Origin of the sequence: Herbiconiux dendrobii (genome assembly GCF_052048175.1) — a bacterium.
Classification (GTDB): domain Bacteria; phylum Actinomycetota; class Actinomycetes; order Actinomycetales; family Microbacteriaceae; genus Herbiconiux.
In genome coordinates, this window is sequence record NZ_JBLZQV010000008.1 from 117,322 (window position 1) to 132,155 (window position 14,834).

Annotated in this window: 12 protein-coding genes; 7 read left to right on the forward strand and 5 right to left on the reverse strand. The window is 71.5% G+C overall.

All coding sequences use genetic code 11. The features are described 5' to 3' along the window. Nucleotides 1-11: 11 nt before the first annotated feature. Entirely contained in the window at nt 12-1,175 is a 1,164-nt protein-coding gene (locus ACN4JJ_RS19280) for an FAD-dependent oxidoreductase (RefSeq protein WP_440711520.1), read from the reverse strand. Next, entirely contained in the window at nt 1,172-3,313 is a 2,142-nt protein-coding gene (locus ACN4JJ_RS19285) for an FAD/NAD(P)-binding protein (protein WP_440711521.1), read from the reverse strand. The genes ACN4JJ_RS19280 and ACN4JJ_RS19285 overlap by 4 nt, the downstream gene beginning before the upstream one ends. Before the next feature lie 182 nt (nt 3,314-3,495). Here ACN4JJ_RS19285 and ACN4JJ_RS19290 point away from each other — a divergent pair, with 182 nt between their 5' ends. The 5 genes from ACN4JJ_RS19290 to ACN4JJ_RS19310 all read left to right on the forward strand — a co-directional run bounded on the left by ACN4JJ_RS19290 (nt 3,496) and on the right by ACN4JJ_RS19310 (nt 8,118). Next, entirely contained in the window at nt 3,496-4,632 is a 1,137-nt protein-coding gene (locus ACN4JJ_RS19290) for an LLM class flavin-dependent oxidoreductase (RefSeq protein WP_440711522.1), read from the forward strand. Then, nucleotides 4,619-5,251, forward strand: coding sequence for a GNAT family N-acetyltransferase (locus ACN4JJ_RS19295; RefSeq protein ID WP_440711523.1), 633 nt, complete (start codon nt 4,619-4,621; stop codon nt 5,249-5,251). Before ACN4JJ_RS19290 ends, ACN4JJ_RS19295 begins: the two co-directional genes overlap by 14 nt. Further along, entirely contained in the window at nt 5,248-6,261 is a 1,014-nt protein-coding gene (locus ACN4JJ_RS19300; RefSeq protein ID WP_440711524.1) for an amino acid ABC transporter permease, read from the forward strand. Before ACN4JJ_RS19295 ends, ACN4JJ_RS19300 begins: the two co-directional genes overlap by 4 nt. Next, on the forward strand, nt 6,258-7,019 hold the full coding sequence (locus tag ACN4JJ_RS19305; RefSeq protein WP_440711525.1) for an amino acid ABC transporter ATP-binding protein: 762 nt from the start codon (nt 6,258-6,260) through the stop codon (nt 7,017-7,019). The genes ACN4JJ_RS19300 and ACN4JJ_RS19305 overlap by 4 nt, the downstream gene beginning before the upstream one ends. Nucleotides 7,020-7,104: 85 nt before the next feature. Continuing rightward, a complete protein-coding gene (locus ACN4JJ_RS19310) occupies nt 7,105-8,118 on the forward strand; it encodes a transporter substrate-binding domain-containing protein (RefSeq protein WP_440711526.1) in 1,014 nt (337 codons plus the stop codon). Nucleotides 8,119-8,160: 42 nt separating this feature from the next. Here ACN4JJ_RS19310 and ACN4JJ_RS19315 read toward each other — a convergent pair whose 3' ends face one another. Then, nucleotides 8,161-9,666: an NtaA/DmoA family FMN-dependent monooxygenase gene (locus ACN4JJ_RS19315; protein WP_440711527.1), complete on the reverse strand. Its 1,506-nt coding sequence runs from the start codon at nt 9,664-9,666 to the stop codon at nt 8,161-8,163. Between the two features lie 122 nt (nt 9,667-9,788). Between ACN4JJ_RS19315 and ACN4JJ_RS19320 the strand changes: the two genes are divergently transcribed. Continuing rightward, complete coding sequence (locus ACN4JJ_RS19320; protein WP_440711528.1) at nt 9,789-11,051, forward strand: LLM class flavin-dependent oxidoreductase; 1,263 nt, start codon at nt 9,789-9,791, stop codon at nt 11,049-11,051. Beyond that, the gene (locus tag ACN4JJ_RS19325; RefSeq protein WP_440711529.1) at nt 11,048-12,421 is read left to right on the forward strand and encodes an NtaA/DmoA family FMN-dependent monooxygenase; all 1,374 of its coding nucleotides are present in this window, start codon (nt 11,048-11,050) and stop codon (nt 12,419-12,421) included. Before ACN4JJ_RS19320 ends, ACN4JJ_RS19325 begins: the two co-directional genes overlap by 4 nt. Nucleotides 12,422-12,470: 49 nt before the next feature. Here ACN4JJ_RS19325 and ACN4JJ_RS19330 read toward each other — a convergent pair whose 3' ends face one another. Both ACN4JJ_RS19330 and ACN4JJ_RS19335 read right to left on the reverse strand, forming a co-directional pair. Next, nucleotides 12,471-13,781, reverse strand: coding sequence for an NtaA/DmoA family FMN-dependent monooxygenase (locus ACN4JJ_RS19330; protein ID WP_440711530.1), 1,311 nt, complete (start codon nt 13,779-13,781; stop codon nt 12,471-12,473). Nucleotides 13,782-13,977: 196 nt separating this feature from the next. Further along, nucleotides 13,978-14,834: HNH endonuclease signature motif containing protein (locus tag ACN4JJ_RS19335; RefSeq protein WP_440711531.1), on the reverse strand; the 857-nt coding region annotated here is incomplete at its 5' end.

Sequence of the window (14,834 nt, forward strand, 5' to 3'; positions counted from 1 at the left end):
TCCGTCCGCTTCTAGCGGGCGAGCGAGAACAGGGGCGGCGCCGCGATGCCCTCGGTGAGATCCGCCAGCAGCTCCCCCACCACCGGGGTGAACTTGAAGCCGTGGCCCGAGAAGCCGGCGCCCACGGCCACCGGGCCGACCCGGTCGATCACGAAGGCGCTGTCGACCGTGCTCGTGTACGTGCAGCTGATCTCGGTGAACCGGTCGGGATCGGCCCCCGGCAGCCACTCCCGCACGTAGCGGCGCAGCGCCTCGAGCTGGCCGGGCTCGCTCACGAAGGTCCGGGCATCCGGATCGGTCACGGGCCCCACCCCGTGCCACCCGGCCTTGATGCCCTGACCCGGGGTCTGCATGCCGTAGACCGGCGACCGCCAGTAGCCGTAGCGCGGGTCGTCCGCATCCGGAGCGTGGTTGAACCCCGGCCACGGGGTGGCGGCCCGCGCGCCCGCGTCGCCCGCCACGCGCTCGGCGAAGTGCGCCGGCTGCTCCTGGGTGACGGTGAGCCGCGGCAGGGCGACCTGCCCGCCGAGGAGCTTCGCGGTCCAGGCACCGAGGGTCACCACGAGGCGGCGGCACTCGATCACCTCGCGATCCCCGAGCGGCTCCCCCGCCGCATCCGTGTGCTGCACCTCGATGCGGGCCCGGTCCTCGCCCAGGATCCGGATGCCGACGACCCGCGCGTGGTGGTTCACCGTGGCACCGAGCGCCGCGGCCGCACTCTGCAGCGCGGCCACCGCGGCGTCGGCGTCGAGCCGGCCCGCCTGCGGGGTGTGCAGCACCGGCCCGTCGAACCGGATGCCCGGCCAGCGCCGTCCCGCCTCCTCGGCGGGCAGCAGCTCGGCCTCGAACCCGAACCCGGGCAGCAGCCCGGCCAGCGCGTCGAGCCCGGGGATGCGGCCGTGGTTCACGATGCCGACCTGCTCGAGCAGCCGGCGTCCGGTCGCGGCCTCCAGCTCGCGCCAGGCCGGCAGCGCCCGCCGCAGCAGCCCGAGGTGCACCGCGTCGCCGTAGGAGAGGTTGAAGTTGCGCGAGGCGCCGTGCGACGCGCCCTGCACGTGACCCGGCCCGAACCGCTCGAACAGCGACACCTCGGTGCCCCGCCGGGCGAGCGCGAAGGCCGCGGCCGAGCCCATCGCGCCGCCGCCGACCACGACGGAGTCCCGGTACGCGGTCATGCCCGGCGATCCCACCGGTACGGCTCGGCGGCGAACTCGAACCACAGCCGGTCGGAGAAGCGGCCCGGCTCCGGCAGCCACTGCCCAGGGTCGCGGCGCGCGGCCGCCAGCTCGGCGAGGTGCCTCAGCAGAGCCCGCGCCACCCGGTCGTTCTCCCGGAACGAGACCGCGTTCGTGCGTGGCCGGGAGAACGCTCCCACGAACGGCGAGTTCGTGTACGGCCCGACGGCATAGCTGCGCCCGGATGCCTCGCCCGAGCCGTGCAGCACCCGGCGGTCCTCCTGCCGCACCGTGAGCCGGCCGGTCGGCCCGCTGTAGTCCTCGTCGCGGGCGACCTCCTCCAGCGCCGATCCCGAGGCCAGCAGCACCCGCAGCAGCTCGTTGTCGCTCCGCGCGATGCTGGTGTCGGGCAGCCAGGCGTCGACCAGCGCGGTGGCGGTCACCACCTCGTCGTGGTTGGCGCTGCTCGCCCGGAAGACGCCCTCCCGCTCGTCGGCCTCGAGTCGCATCTCGCCGCCCAGGAAGCGCACCACGCCCGCCTCGGAGAGGGCGAGCAGTTCTTCGAGCCGGTGCGCCGGCGGTCCGCTCGCGATGAAGCTGAAGTAGCCCAGCCACCAGCCGTTGATGTCTTCGACCCTCGAGCGCGCCGTCCACTTGGGCGAGGCCACCAGGTCGGCGAAGGCGAACAGCGCGGTCAGGAGCGCGAAGAACAGGCCGAGCGTGGCGCTGTGCTCGGGCAGGGTGCGCAGTTGCAGGTCCCGCTCGATGTAGGCGCGCACGGCCTCCTGCAGCTCGTCGGTGCCGGCGAACCGGGCACCGGCCAGCGGGCGGTCCAGGGCGGGCAGGAAGAGCCGGTCGATCTGCTCGGGCACCGCGGATTCGATCAGCGCGGTGAGCCGGCGGGCATCCGCCTCGATCCGCTCCCGCTCGGCGGCGCTCCACTCCGGCAGGGCGTGCCCCCGGGTGCGCGAGCCCTCGGGTGCGGACGGTGCTGCCGTGGCATCCGGCGTCGCGTCCGCCACGATCGAGGCTCGCGGATCGAGGGCCGTGAAGCGCTCGGCGAACTCCTCCCAGGGCAGACGGACGCGCTCCGGATGCCCCGTGAACAGTTCCCGGTAATAGCCCCAGAGCATCTCCTGGGCGATGAGCGGCCAGATGTCGGTGGCGAAGTCGAGACTCTCCTTCTCGGCCTCCAGGCGTGCCGCGATCGCGGCGGTGAAGAACCGGGGCGCGGGCGGCTCGCCCACCAGTGTCGAGCCGATCTTGGAGTGGTAGGGCACCCCGCGCCGGGAGCCGATCACGATCCGCGGCTCCCGCCCCGAGGCCTCGTAGCGCAACCGGCCGTCGATCCGTTCGAAGCGGCCGCCGCGCCCCTCCGTGAGCAGCACCACGAGGTCGACCGCCGCCAGCCCGAAGCCGCGCACGAGCACCCGCTGCCCCGGCACGATCGCCCGGGTGTCGGCATCCGCGGTGAAGGCGGGCGGCAGGTAGTAGAGCTCGCGGCGCTTCGCGAAGTCGATCAGAGCCGCATGGCGCGGGTCGGGATCCGTTCCGGTGTGCCCCAGGGAGTAGAGCACGAGATCGACCGCGACCCGCTCCCCGGTGTCGAGCTCGACCTGCTGGCCGCCGTCGGGCAGGCCCGTCACGTCGCGGGCGCGGGCCGCGTGCTCGATCACCCGCACCCGGTCGCCGAGCAGGGCGAGCGCCTCTTCGTGGAACCAGCGCAGGTAGAGGCTCTGCAGCCGCCGGGTCGGAAAGCTCGCCGGCCCGAGCTGCCGCAGCTCGGCGCGCAGGGCGTCGTCGAGCTTCGAGCCGTCGATCCGGATGCGCCCTTCGTTCACCTGCTGCACCCATTCGATCAGCGAGGGGCCGGGTCGCACCGGTCCGTCGATGGTCGAGCTCTCGTCGGTGAACATGGTCACGTCGGCCGCCATCGAGTTGAGCTTCAACAGCGGCGACTGCGCGTGACGCCAGATGCGGCCGGGGCCTGCGGGGTGCGGGTCGATCAGGTGCACCACCAGCGGGGTGCGCCCGTCCCACAGCTCGTCGAGGTTGGCGGCGAGCCGTTCCAGCACGCCGACCCCGCGCGGACCGGCGCCGATCACGGCGAGGGAGGGAACAGCGATGGCGGCAGACATCCCCCCAGCGTCACCATCCGGAGGGCCTCCGCACCCCTTTGTGACAGAGCGTGACGCGGATGACGAATTGTGAACCTCCGGCGTTGCCCGGCGCGGATCGGCCTGGTTACGGTCGCCCCATCGACCACGGTCGGCACCCGGTCTCGTTCCGGGGGTCGCCGCACTCCCGGAAGGACTCATCCGTGCCCATCGAATTCCTCGGCATCGCCGCCACGCACGACGGCAGCGAGACCCGTGCCCGCTCCGGGGCGAGCTTCGACAAGGACTACACGCTGCGACTGGCCCGCGCCCACGAGGACAACGGCTGGGACCGCGTGCTCTTCGCCTACCACTCCGGCTCGCCCGACCCGGCGACGGTGGCCGCGTTCGTGGCCTCGAAGCTCGACCGGCTGAAGCTGCTGCTGGCGCACCGCCCCAACGTCTCGGCGCCCACCTACGCCGCCAAGGTCGTGGCCACGCTCGACCAGATCAGCGACGGCCGCGTGAACGTGCACATCATCACCGGGGGCTCCACCGCCGACCAGGCGGCCGAGGGCGATCACCTCCCGAAAGACGAGCGGTACGCCCGCACCGGCGAGTACATCCGCATCCTCAAGCAGGCCTGGACCTCACGTGAGCGCTTCGACTTCGCCGGCGAGCACTACCGCTTCGAGGAGTTCGTCAGCGACGTGTGGCCCGTGCAGCAGCCCCGCCCGCAGGTGTCGTTCGGCGGATCCTCGCCGGCCGCCTACGCCATCGGTGCGGCGGAGAGCGACATCTACGCGCTCTGGGGCGAGCCTCTCGCGAACACGGCCGAGCAGATCGCCACGATCACGGATGCCGCCACCGCCGCCGGCCGCAGCGAGCGGCCGCGCATCCAGGTGGCGTTCCGGCCCATCCTCGGCGCCACGGAGGAGCTGGCCTGGCAGAAAGCGGAGCAGATCCTCGGCCGGGTGCGCGAGCGCACCGGCGCGCTGCCGGCCGCGGCGATCAGCGACCTGAGGAGCCCCGAGAACGCCGGATCGCAGCGGCTGCTGTCGATCGCCGAGCAGGGCGACCGCTTCGACCGCGCGCTCTGGACCGCGGTGAGCGCCGCCTCGGGTGGTCGCGGCAACTCCAACGCCCTCGTCGGCACGCCGGAGACGGTCGCGGCCGCCCTGCTCGACTACGTCGACCTCGGCGTCGACATCATCTCGGCCCGTGGCTACGACTTCGTCGACGACGCCATCGACTTCGGGCGGTACGTCATCCCGCTGGTGCGCGAGGAGGTCGCCAAGCGGGATGCGGCTGCGGATGCGGCCCGGACGACCCTGAAAGGAGCAGCCCGTGTCGCTGCTTGAGAACCCCACCGCCGGGCAGCCGGGAGACCCGAACGCGGTCGGCAAGAACGAGTTCGTCTACGTCGCCGCCGACGACCCGCGGGCGGCTCCGCTGCTCGACGACCTCACCCGCGAATACGACTCGCGCTACGGCGAGGCGTTCGGCGAGCCCGCCGCCGCAGAACTCAGCCGGTACCCGGTGGCCGACTTCGCGGCACCCCGCGGTGCCTTCGTGCTGCTGCTGCGGGACGGTGTGCCCATCGCCGGCGGGGCCTTCAAACCCTTCGGTGACGACGCCGTCGAGCTGAAGCGGATCTGGACCTCGTCGGAGCACCGCCGGCAGGGCCTGGCCGGCCGGGTCGTGGCCGAGCTCGAAGCCGAGGCGCGCCGGCGCGGGATCGCCGTGGCCTATCTCACCACCGGCCCGCGGCAGCCCGAGGCCGTTCGCCTCTACTTCTCCGCCGGCTACACCCCGCTGTTCGATCCGGGTCTCGCCCCCGAACAGGTCGTCATCCACGGCTTCGCCAAGTCGCTGACGGCCGAGCCGCTGAACACGGCCGAGCTGCAGCGCCGGCACGACGACTCGCTGGTCGACTTCTACCGCTCCCACCCGGGTGCCGGCGAGAGGCTCCGCGGATGACCGCCGTGACCCACCGTCCCGACCAGGCCGCGCCCGCCGGCGGCACCGCCGCGACCGGGCTGCCCCCGGGCATCGACCTGAAGAAGCTCGCCGAGCGCAAGGTGCTGCCGCTGCGGCATCCGGTGCGCTGGGTCATCACGGCCCTCGTGCTGCTGCTGCTGGCGAACTTCGCGCAGACCCTGTTCACCAACCCCTCCTGGGAGTGGGCCAAGGTCGGCCAATGGTTCTTCAGCCCCGCCATCCTGAAGGGCCTGCAGCTCACCCTGCTGGCCACGGCGATCAGCGCGGTCGTCAGCTTCCTCGGCGGCATCGTGGTGGCCCTCGCCCGGCTCTCCGGCAACCCGGTGCTCAGCACCCTGAGCTGGCTCTACATCTGGCTGTTCCGCTCGGTGCCGCTCATCCTGGTGCTGATCTTCCTGTTCAACCTCGGCAACCTCTACCCCTCGGTGGGCATCGGGGTTCCGTTCGGGCCGCAGCTCGCGGTGCCCACCTTCACGCTGCTCTCGCCGCTTGTGCTGGGCGTGATCGGGCTGAGCCTCAGCGAGATCGCCTACTGCGCCGAGATCGTGCGCGCCGGGGTGCTCGCCGTCGACCAGGGCCAGCACGAGGCCGCCAAGGCGCTCGGCATCCCGCAGCGCCGGCAGTTCTTCCGGGTCGTGCTGCCGCAGGCGCTGCGCTCCATCGTGCCGGCCTTCGTGAACCAGATCATCGGGCTGATCAAGGCCAGCTCGCTGCTGTTCTACGTGTCGCTGCTCGACCTGTTCGGCGTGGCCCAGAACCTCGGCAGCACCTACCCCACCGACATCATCCCGCTGCTGGTGGTGGCCACGCTCTGGTACCTCATCCTCACCAGCGCGATCTCGATCGTGCAGTACTACATCGAGCGTTTCTACGCCCGCGGGTCTGTGCGGGAACTGCCGCTCACGCCGCTGCAGCGGGTGCGCCGCACCGTGGCCGGTATCCGCAGCGCCCCGCAGGCATCGACACAGCAGGGGAACACGATCGTATGAGCATCGCCATCGACATCCACAACGCCACCAAGAGCTACGGCGACAAGACCGTGCTGAAGGGCGTCGACCTCACCGTCGAGGCCGGCACCGTCACGGTCATCCTCGGCCCGTCCGGTTCGGGCAAGTCGACCCTGCTGCGTGCGATCAACCACCTCGAGAAGCTCGACGAGGGCTACGTGGCCGTGAACGGCGAACTGATCGGCGTGCGCGTGCACGGCGAGCGACTCAAGGAACGGCGGGAGAAGGACATCCTGAAGCAGCGCTCGAAGATCGGCTTCGTGTTCCAGAACTTCAACCTCTTCCCGCACCTCACCATCCTCGAGAACGTCACCGAGGCGCCGATCTCACAGGGCGTCAAACCGAAGGATGCTCGCGAGCACGCCCGCACGCTGCTCGCCCGGGTGGGCCTGGCCGACAAGGAGGGCGCCTACCCGCGCCAGCTCTCCGGTGGCCAGCAGCAGCGCGTGGCCATCGCCCGCGCGCTCGCGCTGGAGCCCGAGGTCATCCTGTTCGACGAGCCCACCTCGGCGCTCGACCCGGAGCTCGTCGGCGAGGTGCTGAGCGTCATCCGCACCCTCGCCGGCAGCGGCAAGACCCTCATCGTCGTCACCCACGAGATCGGCTTCGCCCGCGAGGTGGCCGACCGCGTGGTGTTCATCGACGAGGGTCTGATCGTCGAGGAGGGCACCCCCGCCGAGGTGCTGTCCAACCCGAAGAACCGTCGCACGCAGGACTTCCTGAGCAAGGTGCTCGCCTGAGCACCGTACTCCTCCCCCACCCGTCCCACCCCGACCTGCTCCACCCGTCCACCCATCACATCCACTCACACAGCTAGGAACCACCATGACCACACCCACCGCCACGCGGCTGCGCACGATCGGAGCCCTCGCCACCGTGGCGCTCCTGACCGCGGGCCTCGCCGCCTGCTCCACGAGTGCCGACGCCACCGACACCACGGCCGCCTCCGGCACCGTCACGGTGGGCGCGTTCTCCAACGGCGCCGGCACCGAGACCGAGATCGAGGTCTCGACCGTCGACGAGATCCGCAACACCCTCCCCCAGGAGGTGCTCGACAGCGGAGAGCTCACGATCGGTATCGGCGCCCTGCCGGCCGGGTTCCCGCCGCTCGCCTTCACCGGCGACGACAACGAGACCCTCACCGGCTCCGAGCCCGACCTCGGCCGCCTCGTCGCCGCCGTCTTCGGCCTGAAGCCGGTCGTCAGCAACGCCACCTGGGACAACCTGTTCGTCGGCATCGACACCGGGGCCACGGATGTCGGCTTTTCGAACATCACCGACACCGAGAAGCGCAAGGAGAAGTACGACTTCGCCTCCTACCGCGGCGACAACCTGGCGTTCCAGGTGCTGGCCTCCAACGACTGGGAGTTCGACGACGACTACGAGAACCTCGCCGGCCTGACGGTGGCCACGAGCTCGGGCACCAACCAGGAGAAGATCCTGCTGGAGTGGAAGAGCAAGCTCGAGGCCGAGGGCAAGACGCTCGACGTGGTCTACTTCCCCGACGCGAACTCCATCACGCTGGCGCTGAACTCCGGCCAGATCGACGCGCAGTTCAACCCGAACCCCGGCATCGCGTACCAGAACACCGTCTCCAAGGACGGCGCCAACCCCACCCGCACCGCGGGCATCTTCTCCGGCGCCGGCGAGACCCTCGACGGCCTGATCGCCGCGACCGTCAAGAAGGATTCGGGCCTGGCCGAGCCGGTGGCGGCCGCGATCAACTACCTGATCGAGAACGGCCAGTACGAGCAGTGGCTGAATGCGTGGGGCCTGCAGGACGAGGCCGTCGAGACCTCGCTGGTGAACCCGCCCGGACTGCCGCTGGACAACAGCTGAGACAGCGAGGGAGCGGTGCCGGAGGATGTCCCCCGGCACCGCTCAGTTCGTGAACAGACCCACGACCCCGTCGAAGGCACTCGCCACCGGCGGGGTCCGGTCGTTCCCGGAGGTGCGCGGCGGGACGCCCTCACCACGCGGGTCCGGCGCCGGATGCGGTCGTCGCTCGGGCCGGGCGAGCCCGAGGTGCCCGCGCAGGGTGGTCGCGGCCTCCGCCGTGGCGAACAGCCCGCGCTCGATCAGGATCGGCACGACCGTGCGGGTGAAGGCCTCGAACTGCTCGTGCAGGGAGGCGCTGTGCACCAGGAAGCCGTCGGCGGCACCCCGGGTGAACCAGGTCGCGAGGTGCTCGGCCACGTCGGCGGACGAGCCCACGATCACCGGGATCGTGAACAGACGAGCCACCAGGAGGTGCCGGTAGGTCACCGGCCGCTCGCCGCCGGGAACGCGGCCCGAGCGTCGGCGCACGGTCTCCAGCAGTCGCGCTCCGGCGGCGTTGAAGCGTCCGGCGTCGGTCTCGCTGACGACGTCGTCGAGCCCGCGCACCAGCAGGGGCACTCCGACCGCACGCCGGATCGCGGTCTCGGTGCGGTCATCCGGCGTCCCGCTCGGCGCTCCCGGTCCGGCCACGGGCACGAGCTCGACCAACCGGTCGTAGAGCGCCCACGCCTCCGCACGGGTCGGAGCGATGATCGGCAGCACGGGCACCAGCACGGCGATGTCGGCCGCATCACGACCCTGTGCGACGACCGCGGCGCGCACCGCGGAGACGATCCGGATGCCGTCGTCCAGACCGGCCGGCGACACGAGGTGCACGTCCGCGTGCGCCGCTGAGAACCGCCGGGCGCGCGCCGAGACGTCGGAGTGCACGATCGGGATCTGCCCCTGCACGGGCCGTGGGCTCAGTGCGGGACCGGCCACCCGGAAGGCAGCGCCGACGTGATCGATCCGGCGGATCTGCGCGTGATCCAGCAGCACGCCGCGGGCCGGGTCGGCGACCACGGCCTCGTCGCTCCAGCTGTCCCAGAGCGCGCGCAGCACCTCGAGGTACTCCTCGGCCACGTCGTGGCGGTTGCGGCCCGGCCCGGTGATGCGCTGGTGGGCGTCGGCCCCTGGTTCGGAGCCCGCCGTCAGGTTCAGGCCGAGGCGGCCGGCGCTGAGCCGGTCGATCGACGAGGCGGAGCGGGCGACGGTGAGGGGATCGCTGTGGCCGGTGTCGACCGTGGCGATCAGCCCGATCCGCTCGGTGAGGGCGGCCAGATAGGCGACGGCCGAGAACGGATCGACGCGGGCCAACAGCGAGGGATCGCTGAACTCGAGCTCGGGGCCGGTGGCGAGCCAGTCGCCGAAGAACAGGAACTGCAGGTGCGCCCGCTCGGCCTCCGCGGCCAGGCGGCGCAGGGCCGCCGGCTCGGCGAGGGGATCGTGATGGGCGCCCGCGACGCGCCAGCCCGACGGGAAGGCCCCCAGAGGCCGGACGGCCGCACCCAGGATGAGGCCGCGCTCGCCACGATCGTGCTGGCGCGCGCGGGGAACGGATTCGGTCATCGTGTGACGAGCATGCGCGCGGAGAACCGTGCGATGCCGGAATGTTTCACTCTGTGGCGTCGTGTTCCGTCCCGTTACGGCGCCGCTGTCGCGGGTGCGCCGGGACATGGTCGGCTGGTCGCATGACACGGAATCTGCATCTCGCGGTCGCGCTGGAAGGAACCGGCTGGCATCCGGCATCGTGGCGCGAACCCGCCGCCCGGCCGACCGAGATCTTCACGCCCGGCTACTGGCTCGACCTGGTGCGCACCGCCGAGGCCGGTGGGGTGGACTTCGTCACGATCGAGGACACGTTCGGGCTGCAGTCCTCCCGCTTCGGGGCCGCCGACGACCGGGACGATCAGCTGCGCGGCCGCCTCGACGCCCTGCTGATCGCCTCCTACGTGGCCCCGCGCACCTCCCGGATCGGCCTCGTGCCCACGGTCACCACGACGCACACCGAGCCCTTCCACGTGGCGACGGCGCTGCAGACGCTCGACCACGTGAGCGAGGGCCGGGCCGGCTGGCAGCCGCGGATCTCGGCCTCGCCCGACGACGCCGCACTGGTCGGCCGCCGCACCGTGCCCGCCCTCGACCTCGACGCCTACCGCCGTGGCGAGGGCCAGGAGGTCGTGCACGAGCTCTTCGACGAGGCCGGCGAGGTGGTGGACGCCGTGCGCCGCGTCTGGGACAGCTGGGAGGATGACGCCATCATCCGCGACGTCGAGTCCGGCCGGTTCCTGGACGGCGAGAAGGTGCACTACACCGATTTCGAGGGCCGGTACGTGCGCATCAAGGGATCCTCGATCACCCCGCGCTCGCCCCAGGGCCAGCCACCGGTGATCGCGCTGGCGCATGCCACCGTGCCATACGAGTTCGCGGCGGCGCACGCCGACGCCGTGTGCATCACGCCGCACGGTCCCGGGCACCTGGCCGAGATCCTGGCCGAGGTGCGCGACGCCGAGGCCCGTCTGCGACCGCCGTCCCTGCCGCCGCTTCTCGTGTATGCCGACCTCGTGGTGCTGCTCGAGGAGCGGGCCGAGGATGCCGCGGCGGCCCTGCAGCACCTCGACGACCAGGCCGGCGACACGCTCGCCTCGGACGCTCTGGTCGTGGCCGCCAGCCCGGCCGCGCTGGTCGAGCGTCTGCGCGAGGGCCAGCGCCTCGGCCTCGACGGGTTCCGGCTGCGCCCCGCGCGGCTTCCCGCCGATCTCGAGGCGATCGCCCGCTCGGTGCTGCCTGCACTCGACGAGGCCGGCCTGCGCGCACCGTCGGCGGCCGCATCCGCTGCTCCGTCGGCTCCCGGCACTCTCCGCGACACGCTCGGCCTGGAGCGCCCGGCGAACCTCTTCACCGCCCCGCCGGCCGCCGCGCCGGCCCTCCTCGACTCGGAGCTCCCCGCATGACCGCCCCGTCACCCGGCCGCCGGCAGGTGCACCTCGCCGCGCACTTCCCCGGTGTGAACAACACCACCCTCTGGAGCGATCCGCGCTCCGAGAGTCAGATCGCCTTCTCCTCGTTCCGGCACTTCGCGCAGAACGCCGAGCGCGGCTTCTTCGACTATCTCTTCCTGGCCGAGGGCCTGCGGGTGCGCGAGCACAAGGGCCGCATCTACGAGGCGGATGTCGCGGGCCGGCCGAACACCCTCGCCATCCTCGCCGCCGTGGCCGCCGTCACGGAGCACATCGGCCTCGTCGGCACCCTCAGCGCCACCTTCAACGAGCCCTACGAGCTCGCGCGCCAGCTCGCCACGGCCGATCACCTGAGCGGCGGCCGGATCGGCTGGAACATCGTCACCACCTCCGACGCCTTCCACGGCGCCAACTTCCGCCGCGGTGCCTTCCTCGACCGCGACGAGCGCTACGTGCGCGCCGCCGAGTTCCTCGAGGTGGCCGACCGGTTCTGGAGCAGCTGGGCTCCGGATGCCGTGGTCGCCGACAAAGCGAGTGGCCGCTTCCTCGCCGACGGCGGTGTCGGCGGTGTCGAGCACCACGGCCCGCACTTCGACGTGAGCGGGCGTTTCACGGTGCCACGGAGCCCGCAGGGGCGCCCGCTGATCGTGCAGGCCGGCGATTCGGCCGCGGGCCGCGACTTCGCGGCCGAGCACGCCGACGTGATCTTCTCGCTGCACAGCGAGTTCGCCGACGCCCAGAGGTTCTACGCCGATGCGAAGGGGCGTCTGCCCGCCTACGGTCGCGACGAGGACTCGCTCAAGGTGCTGCCCGCCATCGGCTTCGCGCTCGGCGACAGTCGTGCCGAGGCCGAGGAGAAGGCGCGGGAGATCGCCCTGGCGCAGACCTCGGGGGCCACGGCGATCGCGTTCTTGGAGAGGGTCTGGGGCCGCGACCTCACCGAGTACGACCCGGACGGACCGCTCCCCGCGATCGACCCCGATCCGGCCGGTGCGGGCATCACGCAGGGCCGGGCGAACAACGCGGCCGATCCGAAGGCCACCGCCGACGCCTGGCGCGAGCGGGCCGAGGCGGAGGGTCTCAGCATCCGGGAGCTCGTGCTGGCCCTCACGGCCCGTCACGGCCTGGTCGGCACGCCCGCGCAGGTGGCGGCGGAGATCGATCGCTTCGTGCAGGAGCGCGCCTCCGACGGATTCGTGATCGTGGGTCACACGAACCCGTACGGCCTGGACGAGTTCGTCGAGACGGTCGTGCCCGAGCTGCAGCAGCGCGGCGTCTACCGGAGCTCGTACGACGAGGGGGCCACCCTCCGCGAGCTCGTCGGTGCGCAGGGACGCTCGGCGATCAGGTCGTCGGTGGTCTGATCCACCGTTCGGCCCTCCTGTCAGCCCGTTCACTTACTGACCGGGTCGCTCAGAGGCCGAGGTTCTGCCGGAGTGTCGTGGTCGGTGCGTCGTACTCCGTGCGGAAACGGCCGAGCTGCTGCAGGCGCGGAACGACCGTCTCGGCGAAGATCGGCACGTCATGCCGGTAGTCGCCGAAGCTCAGCACGAACCCGTCGGCGCCGCGCGCATCCACCCAGGCCACCAGCTCGTCGGCGATCTGCTCGCCGGCGCCCACGAGCACCCGGTGGGCGCCCAAACCGTTGTGGGTGAGGATCTGCCGCACGGTCCAGCGATTGCGGCGGGCCTCGCCGGCGATCTGCTGTGGGAGGTCGGCCACGTGCGAGTCGCCGCCCTCGGTGGCCAGCAGCTCGTACGGCAGTTCCGCGTCCAGTCGCAATGACTCTGTCGGGAGGCCGAGCCGAGCCGCCAGCAGCGGAAGGCCAAGGTCGACGTTCACCCGCTCGTCGAGTTCGGCCTTACGGGCCACGGCTTCGGCTTCGGTGGCGCCGGGGTAGATGAACACGCCCGGCAGCACCAGTGGCGGACGCCGTGCGGCCGCTGCGCTCTTGGTGTGCACGGCGGCGTAGAACGTCTGGGAGCCCGCCAGGTCGCGACGGGCGGTGAACAGGGCGTCCGCCCGGGTGACGCCGAAGTCGATGCTCGCCTCCGAGCTGCCGGCCTGGAACACGAGGGGCTTGCCGTGTGCCCCCACCGGAATCGGGAGCACGCCACTGGAGCGGAAGTGCTCGCCTTCGAAGTCGACCGGTCGTGTGCGGGAGGCGTCGAGGTAGACCCCGCGTGACTCGTCGGCCACGATCGCCTCGCGTGGGAGCGAACCCCAGTAGGCGTCGACCAGTGTCGCGAACTCGTCCGCCCGGCGGTAGCGCGCCTCGTCGGAGAGGTGCTCGTCCACGCCGAACACCGTGCGGGTTGTCGCGCTCTGGCTGGTCACGATGTTCCAGGCGGCGCGCCCGCGCGACACGTGGTCGAGGGTCGCGAGCTTGCGGGCCACCTCCACCGGGTTGCCGAACAGTCCCGAGACGGTGGAGACCAGACCGATGTTGCTCGTGCGGCTCGCGACGGCGGCGAGCAGCACGGTCGGGTCCTGGCCGCCCCAGAGAGCGCGGTGCGATCGCAGCTGCAGTCCGCCGATGGTGTCGGCCAGGAAGAGCGCGTCGAGCTTCGCGGCCTCGGCCGCCTGGGCCAGCCACACGAAGTAATCGATGTCGGTCAGCAGCGAGGCGGGATCGTCGGCACCGTGCCAGATCCCTTCGTGCCAGCCCGCAGGAAAGTAGTTCAGGGCCAGTCGGATGGCGGGACGGTCAGTGCGAGCGGTCACGAGCCGCGAGCCTAACAGCGTGCACCCCCGGAGCCGGAGCCTCGCGTAAAGCGCGGCAACATCAGCCTCTTTCAGCGCGCAAGTCTCTTTCAGCGCGTAACTCGCGCGCTGACCACGCCGACCAGAACGGCACCTGCCCGAATCAGAACAGCACGTGTTCTCAGAACAGCACGTGTTCTCAGAACAGCGCGTGTTCTCAGAACAGCGCGTATTCGGCGCGCGTCTCACTCACCGGCTGAAAGCGGGGGCGTCTCCGTGAACTCTCGAGGTCGGCTGGTGCGTGTGCTGGCCGGGCAGGTGGTGTTTCCGGGTCGGTCAGTGGGCCTGCCGTTCGGAGTGGTGGTGGTTCACTGTCGGAAGTTGGGTCCTTTTCGGGCCAGGGTAGTTGTTCGGGCCGGAGCGATTCGTCAGGCGGGGGTTGGTGTTCGGGCCAGGGTGGGTGGGCTGGGTTCGCGGGCTCGGTGATGTGCACGCGCCCGATCGGGGATGTCCATCGCAACTCTCGGTCGGGGAGGGCTTGGACTGTCCAGTCGGATTCGTGTTTGAAGTGGTGGTGTTTCGGGCACAGGCTTGCGAGGTTGCCGTGATCGGTGCGCCCGCCTTCGGCCCAGGCGTGGACGTGGTCCAGTTCGCAGCGTTGCGCCCGCCTCCGGCAGCCCGGGAACCGACACGTCTCATCCTCAATCGTGAGAGCAAGTCGCAGGTCGGCGGGGATGCGGTAGCTTTCCCGCCCGACGGAGAGGGTGTGGCCGGTGACCGGGTCGGTCAACCAGCGGGTCACGCTCGGCGCGTGCGCGGTCAACCGTCGAGCCGTCACCGGATCAATGGGCCCGTAGCCGTGCAATTCAGCCGGCTGTTCGGTGTGACCCAGGAGCGAGAGGGCGGGAACGGTGAGGATCACCTGCGGGCGGATAGCCCGCGCGCCCGCGGCCAGGTCGCCGTCGGGGTCGAGGAGCAGCGCGATCGCGGCATCGCACCGGCGTTGGGCGTGGCTGCGGGGCTCGTCCGGGCCGCGTTGGCTCCGGGCGATCTGGTCGAGTTTGTCATCGATCG